The sequence below is a fragment of the Undibacterium sp. Ji50W genome, from assembly GCF_049340445.1.
Taxonomy (GTDB): Bacteria; Pseudomonadota; Gammaproteobacteria; order Burkholderiales; family Burkholderiaceae_D; genus Undibacterium.
The window spans coordinates 39697-61516 of sequence record NZ_JBMPOX010000002.1 but is presented as its reverse complement, the minus strand read 5'-3'; the positions used below and the strand labels follow the sequence as shown (position 1 = coordinate 61516).

The 21820-nt window shown below is 50.2% G+C and carries 22 protein-coding genes; 12 read left to right on the top strand and 10 right to left on the bottom strand.

Annotation, left to right across the window (positions count from 1 at the left end):
- The first annotated feature begins 12 nt into the window (after nt 1–12).
- Together dtd and ACO0K9_RS05560 are read left to right on the top strand one after the other, a co-directional pair.
- Nucleotides 13–453, top strand: coding sequence for a D-aminoacyl-tRNA deacylase (gene dtd, locus ACO0K9_RS05565; protein WP_422982647.1), 441 nt, complete (start codon nt 13–15; stop codon nt 451–453).
- 13 nt (nt 454–466) lie between these two features.
- A complete protein-coding gene (locus ACO0K9_RS05560) occupies nt 467–1135 on the top strand; it encodes a histidine phosphatase family protein (RefSeq protein WP_422982645.1) in 669 nt (222 codons plus the stop codon).
- A gap of 219 nt (nt 1136–1354) precedes the next feature.
- On the opposite strand, the gene ACO0K9_RS05555 is transcribed toward ACO0K9_RS05560, so the two are convergent.
- From ACO0K9_RS05555 to ACO0K9_RS05525, 7 genes are all read right to left on the bottom strand, one after another.
- Nucleotides 1355–1558, bottom strand: a complete 204-nt coding sequence (locus tag ACO0K9_RS05555; protein ID WP_422982643.1) for a hypothetical protein — start codon at nt 1556–1558, stop codon at nt 1355–1357.
- Between the two features lie 7 nt (nt 1559–1565).
- Nucleotides 1566–2588: an alpha/beta hydrolase gene (locus ACO0K9_RS05550; protein ID WP_422982641.1), complete on the bottom strand. Its 1023-nt coding sequence runs from the start codon at nt 2586–2588 to the stop codon at nt 1566–1568.
- 282 nt (nt 2589–2870) lie between these two features.
- A complete protein-coding gene (locus ACO0K9_RS05545; RefSeq protein WP_422982639.1) occupies nt 2871–3092 on the bottom strand; it encodes a hypothetical protein in 222 nt (73 codons plus the stop codon).
- A gap of 242 nt (nt 3093–3334) precedes the next feature.
- Nucleotides 3335–4072, bottom strand: coding sequence for a LytR/AlgR family response regulator transcription factor (locus tag ACO0K9_RS05540; protein ID WP_422982637.1), 738 nt, complete (start codon nt 4070–4072; stop codon nt 3335–3337).
- On the bottom strand, nt 4069–5124 hold the full coding sequence (locus tag ACO0K9_RS05535; RefSeq protein WP_422982635.1) for a sensor histidine kinase: 1056 nt from the start codon (nt 5122–5124) through the stop codon (nt 4069–4071). The genes ACO0K9_RS05540 and ACO0K9_RS05535 overlap by 4 nt, the downstream gene beginning before the upstream one ends.
- Nucleotides 5125–5169: 45 nt before the next feature.
- The gene (locus tag ACO0K9_RS05530; protein ID WP_422982633.1) at nt 5170–5772 is read right to left on the bottom strand and encodes a hypothetical protein; all 603 of its coding nucleotides are present in this window, start codon (nt 5770–5772) and stop codon (nt 5170–5172) included.
- Between the two features lie 60 nt (nt 5773–5832).
- Nucleotides 5833–6510 (bottom strand): hypothetical protein, encoded by a 678-nt coding sequence (locus ACO0K9_RS05525; RefSeq protein WP_422982631.1) that lies wholly within the window; start codon nt 6508–6510, stop codon nt 5833–5835.
- A 268-nt stretch (nt 6511–6778) separates the two neighbouring features.
- Between ACO0K9_RS05525 and ACO0K9_RS05520 the strand changes: the two genes are divergently transcribed.
- Nucleotides 6779–7552 (top strand): hypothetical protein, encoded by a 774-nt coding sequence (locus tag ACO0K9_RS05520; protein WP_422982629.1) that lies wholly within the window; start codon nt 6779–6781, stop codon nt 7550–7552.
- A gap of 134 nt (nt 7553–7686) precedes the next feature.
- On the opposite strand, the gene ACO0K9_RS05515 is transcribed toward ACO0K9_RS05520, so the two are convergent.
- The gene (locus ACO0K9_RS05515; protein WP_422982627.1) at nt 7687–9015 is read right to left on the bottom strand and encodes an NAD(P)/FAD-dependent oxidoreductase; all 1329 of its coding nucleotides are present in this window, start codon (nt 9013–9015) and stop codon (nt 7687–7689) included.
- A 323-nt stretch (nt 9016–9338) separates the two neighbouring features.
- On the opposite strand from ACO0K9_RS05515, the gene dusB reads away from it, so the two are divergent.
- The 7 genes from dusB (at nt 9339) to ACO0K9_RS05480 (ending at nt 16140) form a co-directional block, all read left to right on the top strand.
- Nucleotides 9339–10349 (top strand): tRNA dihydrouridine synthase DusB, encoded by a 1011-nt coding sequence (dusB, locus tag ACO0K9_RS05510; RefSeq protein WP_422982625.1) that lies wholly within the window; start codon nt 9339–9341, stop codon nt 10347–10349.
- A gap of 80 nt (nt 10350–10429) precedes the next feature.
- Complete coding sequence (locus tag ACO0K9_RS05505) at nt 10430–10663, top strand: helix-turn-helix domain-containing protein (RefSeq protein ID WP_110258221.1); 234 nt, start codon at nt 10430–10432, stop codon at nt 10661–10663.
- A gap of 47 nt (nt 10664–10710) precedes the next feature.
- Nucleotides 10711–12276, top strand: coding sequence for a bifunctional phosphoribosylaminoimidazolecarboxamide formyltransferase/IMP cyclohydrolase (gene purH / locus ACO0K9_RS05500; RefSeq protein ID WP_422982623.1), 1566 nt, complete (start codon nt 10711–10713; stop codon nt 12274–12276).
- A gap of 442 nt (nt 12277–12718) precedes the next feature.
- Nucleotides 12719–13261: a crossover junction endodeoxyribonuclease RuvC gene (gene ruvC / locus ACO0K9_RS05495; RefSeq protein ID WP_422982621.1), complete on the top strand. Its 543-nt coding sequence runs from the start codon at nt 12719–12721 to the stop codon at nt 13259–13261.
- A gap of 152 nt (nt 13262–13413) precedes the next feature.
- Nucleotides 13414–13995 carry a Holliday junction branch migration protein RuvA gene (gene ruvA / locus ACO0K9_RS05490; RefSeq protein WP_422982619.1) on the top strand — a complete coding sequence of 194 codons (582 nt, stop codon included), beginning with the start codon at nt 13414–13416 and terminating at the stop codon, nt 13993–13995.
- 3 nt (nt 13996–13998) lie between these two features.
- Nucleotides 13999–15069 (top strand): Holliday junction branch migration DNA helicase RuvB, encoded by a 1071-nt coding sequence (gene ruvB / locus ACO0K9_RS05485; protein ID WP_422982617.1) that lies wholly within the window; start codon nt 13999–14001, stop codon nt 15067–15069.
- 246 nt (nt 15070–15315) lie between these two features.
- A complete protein-coding gene (locus tag ACO0K9_RS05480; protein ID WP_422982615.1) occupies nt 15316–16140 on the top strand; it encodes a 2-keto-4-pentenoate hydratase in 825 nt (274 codons plus the stop codon).
- 232 nt (nt 16141–16372) lie between these two features.
- On the opposite strand, the gene ACO0K9_RS05475 is transcribed toward ACO0K9_RS05480, so the two are convergent.
- Together ACO0K9_RS05475 and ACO0K9_RS05470 are read right to left on the bottom strand one after the other, a co-directional pair.
- Nucleotides 16373–17407, bottom strand: coding sequence for a porin (locus tag ACO0K9_RS05475; protein WP_422982613.1), 1035 nt, complete (start codon nt 17405–17407; stop codon nt 16373–16375).
- A gap of 394 nt (nt 17408–17801) precedes the next feature.
- The gene (locus tag ACO0K9_RS05470) at nt 17802–18938 is read right to left on the bottom strand and encodes a porin (RefSeq protein ID WP_422982611.1); all 1137 of its coding nucleotides are present in this window, start codon (nt 18936–18938) and stop codon (nt 17802–17804) included.
- A 340-nt stretch (nt 18939–19278) separates the two neighbouring features.
- Here ACO0K9_RS05470 and coq7 point away from each other — a divergent pair, with 340 nt between their 5' ends.
- Both coq7 and ACO0K9_RS05460 read left to right on the top strand, forming a co-directional pair.
- Nucleotides 19279–19911 carry a 2-polyprenyl-3-methyl-6-methoxy-1,4-benzoquinone monooxygenase gene (gene coq7, locus ACO0K9_RS05465; RefSeq protein ID WP_422982609.1) on the top strand — a complete coding sequence of 211 codons (633 nt, stop codon included), beginning with the start codon at nt 19279–19281 and terminating at the stop codon, nt 19909–19911.
- Nucleotides 19912–20108: 197 nt separating this feature from the next.
- Nucleotides 20109–21761: a methyl-accepting chemotaxis protein gene (locus tag ACO0K9_RS05460; RefSeq protein ID WP_422982607.1), complete on the top strand. Its 1653-nt coding sequence runs from the start codon at nt 20109–20111 to the stop codon at nt 21759–21761.
- Nucleotides 21762–21820 lie beyond the last annotated feature (59 nt).

Sequence of the window (21820 nt, the reverse complement as noted above, 5' to 3'; positions counted from 1 at the left end):
ATACATTTCCCCATGATCGCCCTACTACAAAGAGTCACCGAAGCCAAAGTCGTCGTCGATGGCAACACCATCGGTGCCATCAACAATGGCCTGATGGTCCTGGTCTGCGCCGAGCGTGACGATACCGAAAAACAGGCGGACGCCCTGCTGACAAAATTACTGGCTTACCGCGTTTTCTCCGACGATGCCGGCAAGATGAACCGCAGCGTCACCGACGTGCAAGGCGGCTTGCTGCTGGTGCCGCAATTCACACTCGCAGCTGATACCAATTCCGGCACCCGCCCCTCTTTCACGCCTGCCGCACCACCAGAACTGGGCAAGCAATTGTTCGACTATTTTGTCACCCAGGCACGCAACAAACATGCACAGGTAGAAACCGGCAGCTTTGGTGCAGACATGAAAGTATCACTGACCAATGATGGCCCCGTGACCTTCTGGCTAAAAACAAAATAAGCAACACAAGAATATGAAACCCACAGAAATTTTATTGATACGCCACGGCGAAACCGCCTGGAATGCAGAACGCCGCTTGCAAGGTCATCTCGACATCCCCTTGAATGCCGAAGGCACACGCCAGGCCAAAGCGCTGGCCTGGGCTTTGCAAAATGAAAAGCTGCATGCCATAGTTTCCAGTGACTTGCAACGCGCCGTGCAGACTGCCGGCGAGATCGCCCGCCTGCAAGGCGTCAGTACCCGCATCGACAAAGGCTTGCGTGAACGCTGCTTTGGCGGCTTTGAAGGCAAGCTGTATAGCGAATTACCCAGCCTGTATCGCAAGGAATATAACGCCTGGCAAGCGCATGAACCGGATGCCCAATTCCCGCCCGGTGAAAACGAAGGTGAAACCATACGCCAGTTCCACAAACGGGTGATGGAACATGTGCTGCACTATGCCAAACAATTTGAAGGCAAGAAAATCGCCATCGTCGCCCACGGCGGCGTACTTGAATGTGCTTACCGCGCTGCCAAGGATTTGCCACTGAACGCACCACGCGAAGTCACTATCTATAATGCCAGCATCAATCGTTTTGAAGTGACGGGCAAAGACATCAAGCTGGTGCAATGGGGCGATGTCGCCCATCTGGATGCGGATGGGCTGGATGAGATTAATCAGAGCAAGATCGAGAAACATTGATTGACGTGCTACGACAATACGGTGGGCCTTGTGCAATGCTGTCTGATCGCTAAATCGCGCTCTGGCTCACCGCACTGCTAACCAATCAACGCCACCAAACTTGAGCATACGGAAAAGACCGCTAATCCCGATACCTTCCACATCGTCATTCCTGCGACGGCAGGAATCCCGCGGCTTTCATGGCACAATGAATAGATAATTAATTTCCGCCAATAGCCATCAACGAGGCACGATGCCGTTCAATTTATCCAGCTTCCCCCTGGCTTTGGAATTAGCATCCAGATTCACGGCTTGCTGATATGCCTCCTTCGCCCTGGCCTGATCACCTACCGCCCTGTAGTAGTCACCCATACCTTCATGGGACAAAGCATTGCGCGGATAGTTTTCCATATTCACGCTAAAAAAATCATGGGCATTCTTCAATTTTTTCTCACGTAAAAAATGCTGCCCCAGCCCATCCATCGTTTCCAGATCGGGTAAGAGCTGATAGCCCATATGCGCTGATTTTTTCAAAATGCTGCTTCATTTCACCTGCACCATCTATCTTCGCATCATACAAACGCACAAAATCGGCCAGCTTGTAAAAATCAAACAAGAAGTTCAAGCCGTCATACTCGGCTAAAATCGGAATAGAGCCATGACCTTCTTCCGGGTAGTATTTCCACTTCCAGCGCAAGCCGCTTTGTGGATGGGCATCCAGTGTATCGACCAGTTTGAGTATGGAACGGATATGCAAGTTTTTTTGATCGCTGCCAGATCTGGCATCATCAATTGACACGCCTTTAGCGAGCGTATTGGCAACCGCCAAATATAACGACTTGCTGGCAAAGCGGCCGTCCTTTAGCGCTACATCCATTTGTTTGACCAGCAGCGCATTATCCCACCACATACTGGGATCTATCGCCAGATAGGCATCGAACAATGCACTGTGATTGATCAGATTATGCATCACAGTCAAGCCGCCCAAAGAATGGCCAACCAATACCCGATAGGGAGCAGCCGGATATTTTGCATTGATGTAGGGGATCAGTTCTTTTTCCAGATAAGTAGAAAAAGCTTCGCCGCCACCAGAGTTTTCATTGGTCTTTTCTGGCTGGGCATATGAACCCGCCTTCGTAGGTGTCAGTTCACGCTGACGGTTATTATGGGTAACAGCAACCAAAATCATTTCGGGACAAGAATGGCCAATACCCCGGCATTTCTTTTCCATCAAACCCATCATTGAAAGAAAATGATCACTGCCGTCCAGCAAATAGACAACCGGATAAACTGGCTTCTCCGGCCCCCGACCGGCATCGGGCTTCGGAACGTATACCCAAATCTTTTTATCCTCGTTCAAGGCATTTGAGTGTATGGTTTCTATGGTACCGACAACAATGTTTTCACTTTTTTCTCCGGCATGAACCAGCCCGGCTATAGCCAGCAAGAAAACAAATATTTTGGTGTTGATCATAAAAAGCTGAATCTCATGAAGTTAGTCAGGGAAAGTTGCGTGCATCTTTTATCACATATGAACCAGGCTGCATTATCAACAATATCGCGTCAAGCAGATTTCTATGAGAAAGGCCTGTGAGAACTGGAACCGGGAAAATAGACGAAGGCAAACACACGCGGGATTCCACCGGGCGTCAGCACTGGGAAGCCTAAGAGCTTAGTGGTGAAGAATGATCAGGAAAACATGTCTGCCCAAACGACATTGCCGGGATGCCGCTTGCCATTACCGGCATTCAGACAATTAGCCTTGTCTGGAATCGACCCGTTTGGCCGCCACACCCACATTGACGCCAATCACGATGGTCGCAATACTTGCAACGACAGACAAGCCCAGAAAGAATCCGGATACAAACTCTGACGTAAGGCCCAAGACAGAAAAATCACTGTTCTTTGAAACAAGGATACACAATAACGTGAATAGACCAGACAAACTGCACATCAGCGACAAGTTTTTGGTTTTCATGATTGAATTGTTCAGTAGTATTGGTGACATAGTATATCGCGTAAACATACCATTCACCAGAATGTCAGCAGGTGCCAGATTTGTTTGAGCGTTCGTTCATCAATCCCAGCGTGCCGTCAAGGAGTCTCTGAGTAAGCGTAGCGAGCGATGTCAGTTTGAGTTGAGAAGCGCTTCGTACTCAAGTACGAAGAGCATCGCAGGCTCAAAATTGAGCCGCGCTTAGCTTAATCAGCACTTAGCAACTACATTTGGCGAAACTGGTGTTGATACGCCTGCGACACCGCCAGCCATTCATCCCCTTTCTGCAATCGCAAGGCCAGCCCTCCATCATTTCTTTGAACGGCGTCAATCGCCGCCACACTGACAATATTGCTGCGTGATATCTGCCAGAATTTATCGGCATCCAGTTGCGCTGCCAGATCCTTGATGGTGGTACGGATATAGGCTTCGAGTTTAGCTGTGATGACCTTGGTGTATTTGGAATCTGCCCTGAAACACAGCACGTCGCTGACATTGATGAAGCGTATCTGGTTGCCGACGGATGCCTGTATCCAGCGCAGCGACTCTTGCGGTTTTTTGACTTGCAGGGCGGACAGGTCGGCAGGCTGTTGTGACAGGCGTTGTTTAAGTCTTTGCACGGCCAAGGCCAGACGCCCGGCATCGAGCGGTTTGAGCAGGTAGTCAACGGCCCCCTGATCAAAGGCATCGACTGCATAATCATTGTGGGCAGTTAAAAATACGATGTGGCAAGGGTGCTGCGCCAGACGGGCGACATCGATGCCGCTTAAGCCGGGCATGCGCACATCCAGAAAGGCAAGCTCGGGACGCAGTTCTGCTATCGCATGCAGGGCCTTGATGCCGTCATCAACGGTAGCGATGATGTCAAGTTCTGGCCACAGTTGCATCAATGTGCTTTGCAGTTCTTGTCGTAAAATTGCTTCGTCTTCGGCGATCAGTACCCTGGGATTGTTGATACTCATGACAACTCGCCTGGCCTGGCTGGCAAGCAGATGGTCGCGCATATGCCACCGGATTCTTGCGGCTGCAATTGCAATTCTGCCTGCTCACCAAACAGGGCCAGCAATCTTTCCTGTACATTCAGCAAACCCACGCCACTGCCCAGTTCATTCTGAAAGCCGCAACCATTGTCGCTGACCATGATCTGCAATTGCCCGGCATCGCTGCTGGCGCTGATGTCGATGCGCACATCGCCAGGCTGCGGTTCTATGCCATGCTTGATCGCATTCTCTACCAGACTCATGACAGCCAGCGGTGGAATCAGGCAAGCCCTGACATCGTCCGCGGCCTGCACAGAAAACTGAAAGCGCGGCCCCAGCCGTATCTGGAAGATTTGCAGATATGCAGCAGCTCTGTCCAGCTCTTGCCCAAGCGTGGTGGTACTCTGGCGTATGTCGGGCATGGCAGCACGCAGATAGGCAATCAGGTGGTTCAGCATTTGCTCGGCAAGTACGGCATCCTGATGTATCAGGGCACGGGTATTGGCCAGGGTATTAAACAAAAAATGCGGTTCTATCTGCCCCTGCAAAGCAGCCAGCCTGGCTTCCAGCATTTGTCTTTCTACCCTGTGTTTGCTGGCTTCTGCGGCCAGGCTGGCCTGGGTACGACGCTTGATTTCCAGGTCTATGGCGGCAGGGAATACGGTGGCGAAGATAAATACCAGAATGACGGCTGGCAGCAACCAGTTTGCATGACCCGTTGTCAAGGGTGGCCAGAACATGGCTTCAACCTTTACCCCCACATACAAGGCCAGCAACACAAAAACCGCCAGCACAAGCCAACGCAGACCAGCATGCTTGAGCCATAGCATTTTTTGCGACAGGCACAAACCCGCCTGCGCTGCGGTGTACGCCAGCAAGAGCGCCAGACTATCCGCCAGCCAGGCAGAGCGCGCCGCGCTCAAGCCTGCATAAGCAAACAGTCCCAGCACTGCCGCCATGGACAAGAATGGCCAGGTAACTACTGTGTTATCACCCTGTTGATCTTGATGGGGTATCGCAATTTCTGTGTGCATCTATTGTAGCTATTCTTTAAATTTGTCAGGAAATCAGTTCGAAAACTACTCAGAAAAATTCAGATTCTGTAACGCCCCTGTGACTGACCCCATGGTGATTTTATTGGCTATGGGCTTACTCTCCGGCACAGAATTGCTGGGCTGCACTTCATTGAAAGTCATGCCTTTTACCAGTAATTTACCTTTATCTCTGATACCCACGCCCAGCTCCAATTTTTGTGCATTCGCCGGCACCATCAATCTGACCCTGACTGTTTCCCAGGTGTCACTCTTGCGGGCCCAGGAAGAGGCAATAGAGGTGTATCCCTTTTCATTAGTGGTCCTGATCCAGAATTCATAACCGCCAAGTTCGCCTATATGCAGGGCCGATGCGGTAAAGAACATGATTTTCCCACGATAGGCACTGGCGTCAATGACTTGCGTGATGGCTGCGAAATCATCCGTAACTGTATCCTGTTTTGCAGCAATGAAAAAGGCCGGTTGCTCAGTTGTACCTTGTGACTCGTCCAGTCCACTTTCATAATGGGTGGCGATCGCTCCGCCACCGACCCAGCCTTTGGGGATACCATTTTTGACCGGTCCGGCAAAAGAAAAGTTGACGGCAAATGCGACCAGAGGCGCAGTGACTACAATTTTCCAGTGTTTCAATGTTGACTCCAATATTTGCTTGATTTATGTATTGAGATGCAGATGTGCAAGACCGAAAAATTAACCAGTAAAGTTAAGATTGCGGGCAGGATAGGTGGGTAAGCCTATGCGAAAAGCTGGTAGCTCAACGGGATTGGTAATCGGTACAAAAGGTTTGCGTTCCAATTTAATATCCCTGACCCATATCTTGCCTTTGGAAGCAAGTGAGATACCAATGTCAAAGTGCCGGTCTTCGTCACCTGCGTCTTTGGGTAAATAGCTGATGATGGTAATCCGCTCCCACCCCTTGCTGTCTGGTATGCTGCGTGAGTTCACCATCAGTTCCGGCACGTTGCGTTTTTCTCCCGTGACGGGGTTCCTGCCTTTCATATGGCGTAACCATATCCTGTTCTTTTCCGCACCGACCGCTTTAGCCATCATACTGAATTCAATCATGCCACCTTCCCATTCTGCGGCATTCACTTGCTGCATCAGGGTGACGGTTTCATTCGTTGCTGTGTCTTTGCTAGCGATGATCAGCGCGGGGTGATCAGGCGTGCTTTCCGCCGGGTCTATCCCCATCTCATATTTATCCCCCAAGGGTCCCCATAGCTGCCACCCATCAGGTGCACCAAGCTTGATGCCATCAGCAAACGAGGCATTCATGGCAAAGCCAATCAGGCAGGCTGCGATTACTGCTTTCCAGTGTTTCATCACATCTTCTCCATAAGAATAATTCAAGACTTGAAATATACGCATGTGGATTTGCCTTTACCTCTGGTTTGCGATTAGTGGCGGGTGACGGTCGATTAATGCCGGTAATTGTCGGATGGATGCATTTCAAACTGCATCAGATCAAAAAAACGGTGTTCTGGTGAGCAGACACACCCAAAACATCATTTCCAGACACATAGGTTGACCAAAGCAAGACAATTGGTGATACTGATAATGTTGAATAATTGCAAGCTTTTTATGGCGCTGACTACCATCAACTGACCACACTATTTTAAATTTAAGGACTGAATTCGTGCGCGTCTTTTATCAATTCGATTTTGATACACTGCCCCGCAGTGTCAAAAAACAATTATTAAAGTCTGTTTCCAATCCTGATTACCTGGTGCATGCCGACACGACATCAAACAGGATCTGGTTTGGGCTGAATGCGCTACTCATCCTCTTTTGCAGTATTTTATTATGGCTGGTGGCATTTTCTGATGTAGTGGATTCGCTCAGCATATTGTGGGAAGACCAAAGAGCAATTTTCTTGTATGCGCTGTTGTTGACAGGCCTTATCTATGGCGTCCATGCGATCTGGCAACGCAATCAGCTCAACAAGGAATTTTACTTTCTTCCCGGCTGCTATCTTTTTCCATTGGCGATAGTCGATGTCAGGTCATGGAAGATAGGCATATATGACCTCGCACAATTGCACAAGTTGGAAGTGACCCATAATAAAGTGAATGGCAAATACAAAAAAACCCTATTCAAATTCAACTTCTATGATGGCTCTGCAAAAACCCTGGCGATCAAAGACAGGAATAAGGCTGAAATTGTTTTGAACAATTTCAATCTGTCACAAGGCGTTGCACGGACGGCATTTCATAACAGGGATACGCAAACGCTGAATGGATTTGACCCATTTCTTGAATTACGAAAAGCCAAATGGGCCGGGGCATTGAATGATGCAAAAAATGGTACACAGAAGAAACTGCTGGTCACGCTGATAGACTTAAAATTGCCACTGGTGCTGATCGCCATTGCGCTGGCAATTCTGCTTTGGTATGGCAAGAATGCTGCTTGAGATGTCAAGCAGCCGGTACCAGGGAAGCAAGAAACTCCAAGCTCCCCCTATTTCTGCTGTGACCAAACGAGGTTTGCCCCTGCAAGCAATAGCTGGCCACAAGGCCTCGCTGCAGGGCTCCGTCCAGAAAAAAATCAATGCAACTTGATACGCGGATTGCGCACTCTGTCTATGGTTTCTGCCCAGGTGGATAGCCAGGTATGGAACAGGCCATTGACTGCCACCTGATGATGCTTGTGCAGTGACCAGTACATCCATTTCGCCAACGTGCCTTCGATAAAAACGGAGCCGCTGGCGATGGCCCCCATCAGGCTGCCGACCGTACTGTAATTACCCAATGACACCAGTGAACCATGGTCTTTGTAGGTAAATTCCAGCAGCGACTTGCCTTGCAACTGGCGTGTCAGTGACTTGGCCAGCAAACTGGCTTGCTGATGTGCTGATTGGGCGCGCGGGGGCACATTCGGCAAACCCTCACCTTGCGGACAGGCACAGCAATCACCCAGGGCAAAGATGGAAGGATCCCGCGTGGTTTGTAAGGACCGGTTGACGACCAGTTGATTGATGCGATTGCATTCCAGGCCATCAAGGTCTTTCAGGAACTCTGGTGCCTTGATACCTGCCGCCCATACCACGATGCCGCTGGGGATGAATTTGCCACCTGCCATTTGCACGCCGGCCTTGGAAACTTCGACGACTTTTTCGTTGGTATGAATTTCAACGGCAATGCTGCGCAATTCGCGCGCCACGGCTTCTGACAAGCGCTCAGGCAGCATTTGCAGCAAACGCGGTGCAGCATCAACGATGACGATCTTCAAGTCTTTTTCAGGATGGAAATTAACCAGCCCATAACTGGACAGAATTTTGGTAGTCATGTGCAACTCGGCGGCCAGCTCTACACCGGTAGCGCCACCACCGATGATGGTGACGGTAAAACGCCCTTCCCCCGCAGCCTGGGCCTGGGTTTGTGCACGCAGGCAGCAATTGATGAGTTTTTGATGGAAGCGTTCTGCTGCAGCCAGAGAATCCAGCATGATGCAATTTTCACGTGCGCCAGGCGTACCAAAGTCATTGGTTTGGCTGCCCAGTGCAATCACCAGGCTATCATAAGGAATGGCCTGACGTGGCAATAACTCTATGCCGTTTTCATCGAGAGTGGGAGCGAGGTAGATTTCTTTCTTGTCGCGTGACAAGCCATCCATGCGGCCCAGCCGGAATTCAAAATGATTCGATCTTGCCAAGGCAAAATATTCGCGTTCGTCCGCGTGGCTGTCGAGGGTACCTGCGGCAACCTGGTGCAATAAAGGTTTCCACAAATGGGTACGGCTGGCATCCACCAGCGTGATGATCGCCTTCGCTTTCTTGCCCAGTTTCTTGCCCAGACGAACTGCCAGTTCCAGCCCGCCTGCACCACCGCCAACGATGGTAATTCTATGTACTGCCTCCTTGTTTTGCGTGTTCACGACAACTCCCTTAATATAAAAAATGTATTCCCTTGACGACGATCAGCCAATCAAGGCCATGGGAATGCACTTTTGTCAGGAGTCTGTAAGAACGTGTTTAGACAACTAGAGTATACACAAGTACTGCAACACAGGTTGGTAAATTGGCTATGACAGTAATTTAGAAATGCAAGTCTAAAAGACGCGTCTTTTACTAGATTTATACTATTAAGTGATCATGCCATATAGATAAAAATATTCCCGACGAACGGTCATGATTTTGCCGAATATTTAGGCAGGATTCAGGTAGAATAGCGCTTCTTCGAATTTCCCCTTCCCTGATCGTGCAAATCGGCTCTTACGTGCTGCGTAATAATATTTTTGTTGCTCCCATGGCTGGTGTGACTGACAGGCCTTTCCGTCAGTTATGCAAGGAACTGGGTGCAGGCTATGCCGTATCTGAAATGGCGGCATCCAATCCCAAGCTCTGGGAAACAGAAAAATCGACGCGCCGTACCAACCATGAAGGCGAAATGGAACCCAAGGCGGTGCAGATCGCCGGTGCTGACCCACAAATGCTGGCAGAATGTGCCAGGCATAATGTGGATAAAGGTGCGCAAATCATCGATATCAATATGGGTTGTCCGGTAAAAAAAGTTTGCAATGCCTGGTGCGGTTCTGCCTTGTTGCAACATGAAGGCCTGGTCGGGAAAATACTGGATGCGGTGGTCGGTGCAGTCGATGTGCCGGTGACGCTGAAGTTTCGTACCGGCTGGGACAGGGCAAACAAAAATGCCCTGAACATTGCCCGCATGGCAGAAGCGGCTGGCATACAAATGCTGACCCTGCATGGGCGTACCCGCGCCGATGGCTACAAGGGTGATGCCGAATATGACACCATTGCTGCGGTCAAGGCCGCAGTCAATATTCCCGTGGTTGCCAATGGCGACATCACGACGCCGGAAAAGGCCAAATATGTTTTGCAGGTCACCGGTGCTGACGCCATCATGATAGGCCGGGCGGCGCAAGGCCGACCGTGGATCTTTCGCGAGATCGCCCACTTCCTCAAGACCGGACAATATTTACCTGCCCCTCTGATTTCTGAAGTTCGTGAACTGATGGATGCCCATTTGAAAGCGCACTATGCCTTCTATGGTGACTATCTGGGTGTACGAACGGCACGCAAACACATAGGCTGGTATATGCAGGACCTGGTAGGTGGTGAAGAATTCCGGCAACAAATGAACTTACTGACGGACTGTGATGAACAACTTGCCGCCGTCAGCAGTTTTTTTGATCACATGGATGGAGAGCGGTTACAATACCGCCCCTTTGAAGAAAAACTGGCAGCGTAAGGCGAATATCCTTTTGTCTTCCCGTCCGTCATCCACGGACAACTCGCCGCCTGGCATAACCGAACAGTGATAAAAACAGCATGAGCAAAGATAGCATCCAAGACGCCGTCCACAAAAACCTGGAAAAATATTTCCGTGACCTGGGCGAGCAACCCGCATCCAATATTTACGACATGGTCGTGTTAGCCGTTGAAAAGCCAATGTTAGAAATGGTCATGACGCGTGCCTCCAGCAACCAGTCACAAGCCGCTGATATGTTAGGCATTAACCGGAATACCTTGCGCAAGAAATTGCAGCAACACGGTTTGCTTTAATCTATCCGCGAGGCTTGACACCGATTTCCTTACTCATATCAAAAATCATGATCAAACAAGCCCTCATTTCCGTCTCCGACAAGACCGGTGTGCTCGAATTTGCACGTGAATTGTCTGCGCTCGGTGTCAAGCTCTTGTCCACGGGTGGCACGGCCAAACTGCTGGCTGACAACGGCCTGCCTGTGACTGAAGTGGCAGACTACACCGGCTTTCCTGAGATGCTCGATGGCCGTGTCAAGACCCTGCACCCAAAAGTGCATGGGGGCATCCTGGCGCGCCGTGATTTCCCGGAACACGTGGCTGCGCTGGAACAGCATGGCATTCCTACCATCGACATGGTGGTAGTGAACCTGTACCCGTTCCAGCAAACCGTGGCCAAGGGCGAATGCTCACTCGAAGATGCGATAGAAAATATCGACATCGGCGGCCCGACCATGTTGCGTTCGTCTGCCAAGAACCACAAGGACGTGACTGTCATTGTGGACCCGGCTGATTATGCCGTGGTGCTGGCAGAGATGAAGGCAAATCAAAACGTCGTCAGCTATGGCACCAAGTTTTCACTGGCAAAAAAAGTATTTGCCCACACAGCACAATACGATGGTGCCATCACCAATTACCTGAGCAGCCTGGGTGAAGACAAGACGCATGCTACACGCAGCGCTTATCCACAAACACTGAACTTGCATTTTGAAAAAGTGCAGGAAATGCGTTATGGTGAAAACCCACACCAGTCTGCGGCTTTTTACCGCGACCTGAAGTCTCTCGAAGGCTCATTGGCCAACTACAAGCAGTTGCAGGGCAAGGAACTGTCTTACAACAATATCGCCGATGCCGATGCCGCCTGGGAATGCGTGAAGTCTTTCGCTGAATCTGCCTGCGTCATCGTCAAGCATGCCAATCCTTGCGGCGTGGCGCTGGGTGCGACACCGTTTGAATCGTATAGCAAGGCTTTGCAGACAGACCCTACGTCTGCTTTCGGCGGCATCATCGCTTTCAATCGCGAACTCGACGGCAAGGCTGCTGAAATCGTCGCCAAGCAATTCGTCGAAGTGTTGATCGCGCCATCCTTCACTGCGGAAGCCAAACAGATTTTTGCAGCCAAACAAAACGTGCGCCTGCTGGAAATTCCTTTGGGTGCCGGCTTCAACCAGTATGATATGAAACGCGTCGGCGGTGGTTTGCTGGTGCAGGCACCAGATGCCAAAAACGTCCTACAGGAAGAATTGCGCGTCGTCTCGAAATTGCAGCCTGGCCCACAACAAATGGCTGACATGATGTTCGCCTGGCGCGTGGCCAAATATGTCAAATCAAATGCCATCGTCTTCTGCGGTAATGGCATGACGCTGGGCGTAGGTGCTGGTCAGATGAGCCGCATTGACTCTGCCCGTATCGCTTCTATCAAGGCGCAGAATGCTGGCCTGACACTGACCGGTTCTGCGGTAGCATCCGACGCGTTCTTCCCCTTCCGTGACGGCCTGGATGTGGTTGTCGACGCTGGTGCTACTTGCGTCATCCATCCCGGTGGTTCCATGCGTGACCAGGAAGTGATTGATGCTGCTGATGAGCGCGGTGTGGTGATGGTGTACACGGGTACACGTCATTTCCGTCATTGATGCGGATTGACGCTGTATTGATCAAATTAACGGCTCTGTTATTCCAGAGCCGTTTTTTTATTCTGCCCTCTCATCTTTATGGCTTAAGTCACTATTCTGGCTGGTGCCAGACTGGATTCCTGCCTACGCAGGAATGACGAACTTGAGGATACTGACTCACTCAACCATATTGCATTGCGACGATACAAAACGGGCTGAGTATCGCCTACGTATCACCAACCAATTTAACGTCGCTCCAGCGCCGACTGGAGGCTACCGGGCTGGCGCTCCAGTGGCGTTGGTTGCTTGCGAATATCAATCGCAGACAACAATAAATAAAAGTAATTACCCACTCACATAAGCACAAATAAAAGCCCGCATTGATACGCTATACTCACAAGCAACACCCGTTCAGCAACATCGGCAATTAGCACCAGACCACCGATACCCACAAAAACAATTCATGAAAATCCTAGGCATAGACCCCGGCTTGCGCACTACCGGTTTTGGCGTCATTCACAAACAGGGCAGCAAGCTGACGTATATCGCTTCGGGCACCATCAAGACCATTGATGGCACTTTACCGGAACGCTTAAAGACCATTTTATCAGGTGTTTCTGAGATAGTACGCACTTACAATCCAGATTGTGCGGCGATAGAAAAAGTGTTCGTCAACGTCAATCCACAATCCACGCTTTTGCTGGGGCAGGCACGCGGGGCGGCCATTTGTGCTTTGGTGGCGGCCGACCTGGCAGTCGCAGAATACACCGCCCTGCAAGTCAAACAGGGAGTGGTCGGCCATGGCCGGGCCAAGAAGGAACAGGTACAGGATATGGTGCAGCGCCTGCTGGCGTTGTCTGGCCTGCCTGGCAGCGATGCAGCCGATGCGCTGGGCGTGGCAATTTGCCATGCGCATAGCGGCGATGCGCTGGCGACTTTGGGTGCACTGGCACCCGGCCTGGCTAAAAAAGGACTGCGCGTCAAAGGTGGCCGTCTGGTGGGCTAAGCGCTTCATTGCAGATATGGTCGTATTTCTCTATCTCACTCTTGCCCCGCGTTGCAGATAGGTAATATCGTTATAAATTACTTGCGAGCCTCGTCAAACGCCCAAGAATCGTTTACTATCACTGCTTATTCATACAGTATGAAAGCAGTCTCATGATAGGTCGCATTGCTGGCACTCTGATAGAAAAGAATCCTCCGCAATTGCTGGTCGATTGCCAGGGCGTAGGTTATGAAGTCGATGTGCCCATGAGCACCTTCTATAATCTGCCGCACCTGGGTGAAAAAGTCGTCTTGCTGACCCACCTGACGATACGCGAAGATGCGCACGTGCTGTTTGGTTTTGGTACGGCAGAAGAACGCAGCACCTTCAAACAACTGATCAAGATCAGCGGGGTTGGTGCCCGCACTGCCCTGTCTATCTTGTCCGGTATGTCGGTCGCTGATCTGGCGCAGGCGATTACCCTGCAGGAAGCCGGACGCCTGACCCGCGTGCCTGGCATAGGCAAAAAGACCGCTGAACGCCTGCTACTGGAACTGAAAGGCAAACTGGGTGCAGACCTGGGTACTGCCACCGCCGCGCTGGCGGCAGGTGACCATAGCGCCGATATCCTGAATGCCTTGCAAGCCCTTGGTTATTCCGACAAAGAAGCCTTGCTGGCGATGAAATCCGTGCCTGCCGGCAGCGGGGTATCCGACGGTATCAAGCTGGCATTGAAAGCACTGTCCAAAGGCTAAGCGATGACGATACAGACAGATAATCTTTCTTCCAACTTCAGCGAACCACGCATTATTTCGGCAACGCCGAGCTCCCCCAATGAAGAAGCGATAGAGCGCGCCCTGCGTCCCAAGCAACTGGATGAGTATGTGGGGCAGGAAAAGATACGCGGCCAGCTGGAAATTTTTATCACCGCTGCCAGACAACGCAGTGAAGCGCTCGATCACACGCTGCTGTTTGGTCCACCGGGCCTGGGTAAAACCACCCTCGCGCATATTATTGCACGTGAGATGGGCGTCAATCTGCGCCAGACATCGGGACCGGTACTGGAACGTGCGGGCGACCTGGCTGCCCTGCTGACCAACCTGGAAGCAAACGATGTCTTGTTCATCGATGAAATCCACAGATTGTCACCGGTCGTGGAAGAAATTTTGTACCCGGCGCTGGAAGACTACCAGATCGATATCATGATCGGTGAAGGTCCGGCGGCCCGCTCGGTGAAACTGGATTTGCAGCCGTTCACGCTGGTGGGCGCTACAACCCGCGCCGGCATGCTGACCAACCCGCTGCGCGACCGTTTTGGTATCGTCGCCAGGCTGGAATTTTATACGCCGGAAGAATTGACCAAGATCGTCACCCGCTCAGCTTCATTGCTGCATGCGCCGATACAGGCCGATGGTGCCGGTGAAATCGCCAAGCGGGCACGTGGTACGCCCAGGATAGCCAATCGCCTGTTGCGACGTGTACGCGACTATGCCGAGGTCAAGGGCAATGGCGAAATCACCCGCGCCATGGCCGATGCTGCCCTGAAAATGCTGGATGTGGATGCCGCCGGATTTGATCTGATGGATAGAAAATTGCTGGAAGCCATACTCTTCAAGTTTGGTGGTGGCCCGGTCGGTCTGGACAATGTTGCCGCCGCCATAGGCGAAGAACGCGACACCATAGAAGATGTACTGGAACCCTATCTGATACAGCAAGGATTTTTACAGCGTACACCCCGGGGCCGGATAGCAACTCCGTCCGCCTATGAGCATTTTGGCGTAACCATGCCCAGATCGGGCAATAACGGTGAATTATGGGGAGGCGCTTAAGGGTGCAAACCTCGTTTCTCTATCGCCATTAAAGCCATGCTTTGCATTGCCTGCACGTGGCAGTAAGAACCTGTTTGCGATCTGTAGTGAGCGTGCGTCAGCGGGAGTGAAGAGCAGCACATGAGCCCCAATCACGTGCGCGCTTAAGATCGTAAGCAGGTTCTAAGAACTATTCCAGAAACAGAAAGTGACACATCCACGCCTTCCAGAATTTTTTTTGTGCTCAAACCAACCAAACTTGATGCCATGTCCCTACAAGCCGAACACCATGCCTATACCTTCCTTGAAGCCAGGGCCCGTTTCCAGCCCTTACATCCACTGACTTCCCAATTCGATCTAAGCATTCATGATGCTTATGAAATCGCTAAAGCTTCAGATGCCATACGCATAGCTGAAGGTGAAGTGCGCATAGGACGCAAGCTGGGTTTTACCAATCGCAAGCTGTGGTCCAAATACGGTGCCAGGGAAGCCATTCGTGCGCCCATCTGGAGCAGCCTGTTTGATAGCACGGTACGCTATGTGGAAGATGCCTATGTCTATCAAAGCCTGACTGGTGCCTTGCAACCCCGCATAGAGCCTGAAATAGTCTTCAAGCTGGGCCGCACACCTGCGGCAGATGCCACCATAGAAGAATTGGCTGATTGCCTGGAATGGATGGCGCACGGTATAGAAATCGTCGTCAGCCCCTACCCAGACTGGAAGTTCGAAGCAGCGGACGCCATTGCTGCCCTTGGCCTGCACGGCACCTTGCTGATAGGCGAGCCACGCATACTGTCCAGCGCCAGCCGTCAGCATCTGGCAGAAGTGCTGGCGAATGCCAGCGTGTCTTTATCTTGCGACGGCTCGTTGCTCAGCGCAGGCTATGGTAGCGACGTTCTGGACAGCCCGCTGCACGCCATCTGGTATTTGCACCGGCTGCTGCAAGAACAACCGCAGTTTCCGGCCTTGCAGGCGGGTGAGATTATCACGACCGGCACCTGGACTGATGCGTATCCGGTACAGGCCGGGCAAACCTGGGGAACGGCTTTTTCTGGCGTACCACTGCCTGGCCTTAGTGTCAGCTTCGCCTAAATGACAACTACCGCTCTTAAGCTATTAACCCCTTACTTCACATCACTAATAATTAAAAAAGAATGGCTAAATAATCTGACAATTTTTTTGACCAGACAAATCACAAAATGACTGATATGTGACCTGACTTTACTGCTCAAAAATATTCCCAATAAGCACAGCCATAAAAAAAGCACCATGAAGGTGCTTTTTTTTGCATTTCTCATACTGCCCCTAAGGTCAGCATAAAAAATTAGAACATGTGACGGATACCTACGTTCACCAGACGTTCTGTCACGCCGTTACTGGAAGCCAGACCACCTGCGTTTGTATTGAGATCATTCGAAAGACGCTCGAAGGATGTGTAGATGTTTGTACGCTTGGACAGAGAGTGAGTGTAACCAATAGCGATTTGGTTAGAATTACCTGCTGATACCAGGTTGTTTGTTACACGTGCGTATGTACCGACGATTGCGCCAGCAGCACTTACTGGTACTGTTCCGCCCAACAACCACATTTTGTTATCAACAGAGTTATTGTCAGAAGTAACTTTACCGTATGCCAAAGCAGCTTTAACTACTGTAAAGTCATATGTTGCACCTGCAAACAAATGCTTGGTTGCTAGTGCAGCCGCATCATTTTCTGTGTGGTAAGCAATCACGCCAAGGAACGGGCCAGCAGCATATTGGCCAGACGCGCCAATACCACGGCTTTTAGAGTTGTCGCCAGCAGCTTCACCAAATGTGTAAGCAACGGAGCCAGTGAAACCACTCAGATCATTCGTGGAGTAGTTGATTGTGTTTGTGGAACGTGGGTTGGTCGCGAAGAACAGGTTACCAAAACCAGTTGCACTTGTACTTTGGCCAGCTGTGCCGCCGACGATACCAGTGCTGAATGGATCGATAGAGTCTACAGCGTCGAACATAGGTTTGTTTTGACGGCCCAATTTAACAACACCAAAGTCACCAGCCAAACCTACCCAAGCTGCACGACCGAATGCCACGCCACCTTGAGCAGATGCACCTGTGTCAGCATTAACGCCCATTTCCAGCTTGAAGATGGCTTTCAGACCGCCACCCAAATCTTCAGTACCCTTGAAGCCCAAACGGGAACCGGATTGAACGCCGGAATCCAGAGCTGTAATATTGCCTGCGCCTTTTGTACCAGCGCCATTGGTTTCATTTTGCAAAGCCATGTCCAGAACACCGTAAATAGTTACGGATGATTGTGCTTGCGCAGTACCAGCAACAGCTGCCAAAACGGACAAAGCGATGAGTGATTTTTTCATTTATATTTCTCCAAAGGATTTCACATTGATATGAACTACATTAAGCACATTTTCGCGCAAAACAGAGCCAAAAAAACAGAGCCAAAACTTGATCGCACAAAACGCGCTAATTCTTATGAACCAACAAGACTGCTAAAAAGAAGTTAACGTATTTGACCAAAATTGGCCTTGGACAGCCAAGCTAATTCGGCTTTGGAGGGAGATATGGACAAAAAATGTCTCAAATAAGCAACGTTAATTGCTTAAATTAACACACTTTTGATGCTTTAAGTACAACATTACTGGTGTGCAAAAGTACAACAAATTGCCTTGAAATCTATTTTTTATTATCAAAACAACAAACTGCAAAGGCCGCCCCTGGGCGACCTTTGCATATACTACGATCAGCTTATGATCAGAATGCGTGCAAAATACCTACTGCTGTACGCGTTGCAGAACTGTTACCCGCACCGATGATACCCAGTGCCAGCGATACATCTTGTGCATTTACAGAACCAGCTTTTGCATAGGTCAGGGATGCATACGCTGTTGTACGTTTGCTAAATGCATATTTGGCCAGTCCGATGAACTGATCGGCTTTACCTTCGATGTCGCCGGAACGTTTGGTGTTGTAATAAGCGGCTGTCAGTGTTGTCTGATCAGACAAACTGAAATCTGCACCCAGGCCAATCACCGCAATCTTGCGTCCGTCTGCGCTTGGCAGAGCATCAATCTTGATAGCGCCTTCGACCTTGGTTTGTGCATATGTGCCGCGCAGCATAATAGACGGAGTGACCTTAAACTTGGCGCCAGCGGCAAAGCCAGTCAGATTGGCTGCATTGGCATTGTCTTTCATTTTTGCATAAGACACAGCCGCGCCATTGGTACCGTCAGTGAAGAAACCAGACGCACCAGCGTAGTTGCTGGCTGTTGTATCACCGGCTTTTTCACCGAAGCCATACATCAACCCGCCACCGAAGCCTGACATCAATGGAGAAACATATTTGATGGAGTTATTTTGACGCAGTGCAGTACCACCCTGGTTAGTACCGAAACCACCAAAGAAGGCGCCAGAATTCAATGCACTGAACATCACGTTAGGATTGGAACCTGCATGTGCCAAACTCATAGGATCAGCCAGACCAACAGAATCCACACCCAGAATATTGTTACGACCCAGAGTAACGGAACCGAAATCACCAGACAGACCTACCCATGACAGGCGATCAAACAGGGAAGTGTTATTACCAGTCTGATTAAATACATTACCGCCAAAACCTGCACCGGCTGCACCAGTGTCATTGGCCAATGTACCTTCCAGATTGAAGTTGGCTTTCAAACCGCCGCCCAGATCTTCAGAACCTTTGATACCCCAGCGGGAAGTCAGCAATTGGCCTGCATCCATGGAAAATTTAGAGCCGCCTGTAGCAGTCTGATTAGTAGTCGCTACCACTGCTGCATCAATAATCCCGTAGATAGTAACGGAAGATTGTGCAGACGCTGTCGCTGCAAATGCACTCAGAACTGCAAAAGCCAGTATCGTTTTTTTCATTTAAACAGTCTCCAAAATTATAAGTATTTTTACCGACCAGACGTTTTTCGCATGGTCATGCTTTTGTATTTAGTCTTGCCAAGACTTCGTAACCTGCTGATTAAGAAGCTAGATTCCATTGGAACAAATTAAAAGATTTAGGGCAAAGAGAATTTGCGAACGACCGTATTTAAGCAAATTTTATGTGGCGTTATCACAACAAGCATCTTCTTTCTTATTGTGAGAATCATAATTTTCTTGAAAGTCTTGATGTGAATCATGCAGCCTGGCAATCCCTCTGAAGCACGCGGTGTTCTGTCCTATAATTCGGGCATTGACGCTTACTTCTTCAGACTAATCTATGAGCACTTTAGCAATCGACCACCTCATCCAGGGATTTGACCGCGCATTGCGTGTCGTGAATGGACAAGCTCGTGCCAGGCGCGGTAATCCGGCCCAAGGGATAGACGAAGCAAGCATGTCGGATGAAGAAAAAACCCATAGCGCCGGCCTGATGCGTGTCAATCATGTGGGCGAGATTTGTGCCCAGGCTTTGTATGACGCCCAGGGCGCGTTCACGAAAACGGATGATATCCGCCAGCAATTTCAGCATTCCGGCATTGAAGAAGAAGATCACCTGGCATGGACTGCAGGTCGCTTGAAGGAATTGAATTCGCATACCAGCCTGCTGAACCCCTTGTGGTATGCCGGGGCCTATGCAGTTGGCATGCTGGCGGCCAAAAGCGGCGACAAGCTCAGCCTGGGATTTGTGGTTGAAACCGAACGTCAGGTTGAAGCCCACCTTGCCAGCCACATGGATAAATTACCTGCGCAAGATGCCAGGTCGCGCGCCATTGTGGAACAGATGCGTGTAGATGAAATTGCTCACGGTGCGGCTGCCCAGTCGCTGGGCGCCAGCGAGCTGCCGGCACCGGTCAAGGCAGGGATGAAGTTCATGGCCAAAATCATGACGGCCAGTGCGTATTACATTTAACTCTCATCACAGACATCGCGCTTTGCTATTGTCCACAGATAAATTAAGTTGTGATTAGCTGAAATTATTTTTTAAATAACTTTTTTGTCGCATTCAGTATCTGAACACCCGAATTTTCAATTAAATTCTTGGTGGATATGCTGCTTTCCACCTTCGTAGTTTGAACTTGTAACGACGATCAGGAAAGGTGGAAAACGATGCGCAATAATCAACCCATCACCGGTAAGGAAGTTGAAGTCAAAGATGGTCAATCCATCGTTTCCAAGACCGACCTTAAAGGAAAAATTCAGTATTGCAACCCCACCTTCATCGAAATCAGCGGTTTTGAAGAATCAGAACTGATAGGTGCGCCCCATAATGTTGTCCGGCATCCGGACATGCCGGCGCAGGCATTCGACGACTTATGGGGCAGCATCAAAGAAGGCCGGCAATGGGATGGCATGGTAAAAAATCGCTCCAAAAATGGCGACCATTATTGGGTAAGAGCGAATGTCACCCCAGTCATTGAAAATGATCAGGTGGTTGGCTATATGTCGGTACGTACCAAACCTAGTCGCGCAGAAATAGCAGAGGCGGAACAGTTATATCGTCGCATGCGTGAAGACAAAGCTGGGCGATTCCAACTACACCACGGTCAACTGGTAAGAACCGATATTGCCGGAAAAATAATAAGTGCTCTGCAATTTTCCGGCGGCACAAAACTCGCGCTGGGTATGCTTTCTGCCATTGCCATGATACTGGTGGGTGGTATTGTGCGCCTGTTGAGTTCAGGCTTTCAAATCATTGACTTCTCCACTATGTGCGTAGCTACTGCGATCATCGCCTATCAATGGTTTGCCATACGCCGCAACTATATACAGCCACTTCAGCAAGCCATACATGCTGCGCGCACTATGGCAGGTGGTGACCTGGCGACTTCTGTTCCCAAAGGCGACGACAGCGAGATGGGGCAGCTTATGCAGGCAATGCGTCAGATGAACATCAATCTGGTATCCATTATTGCCGATGTCAGAACCAACGTGACCTCTATCAGCGGTGGTAGCAGAGAAATTGCAGATGGCAACATGGATTTGTCCAACCGTACTGAATCACAAGCATCCAGCTTGCAAGAAACAGCTGCCAGCATGGAGGAGTTTGCTTCCACGATCAAACAGAATTCCGACAGTGCCTCACAGGCTAATTACCTGGCTGAAACTGCCTCCAAAGTTGCCATACAAGGCGGCGACATGGTTAGCAAGGTCGGTAGCACGATGCATGAAATCAGCAATTCTGCAAAAAGCATAGAAAATATTATCAGCCTGATCGATGGCATCGCTTTTCAGACGAATATCCTGGCGCTGAACGCAGCCGTAGAAGCAGCACGAGCTGGTGAACAGGGTCGTGGTTTTGCGGTGGTCGCGAGCGAGGTACGCAACTTGGCGCAAAAGTCAGCCAGCGCCGCAAAGGAAATTAAGGCTCTCATAGAAGATTCCATGAGCAAAGTGGATACCGGCAATAAATTGGTCGAAGATGCATCAAAGACCATGCTGCAACTAGTGCAGTCAGTGCAAAACGTTACCAGCATCATTCATGAAATCAGCAATGCCAGCAGTGAGCAAAGCGACGGTGTAGATCAAATGAATCAGGCTGTTTCACAAATGGATGAAATTACACAGCAAAACGCTGCAATGGTGGAAGAGGCCGCTGCATCGGCAACCAATCTGGCGGAACAAGCCATGCATTTACAGCAGGCTGTCAGTATCTTCAAGCTGGACACAGGTGTGCCCGCAGGAACGAATATGAGACCAGCCAACAAGGTCAAAGCAGCCCCATCACTGGCCGTGGCCAAACAACTGCCGCATAGTAGATAGCATTCATTTTCAATGAGCCACCCATTTCAACCATCAGCGTCATATACGATCTGACCTGC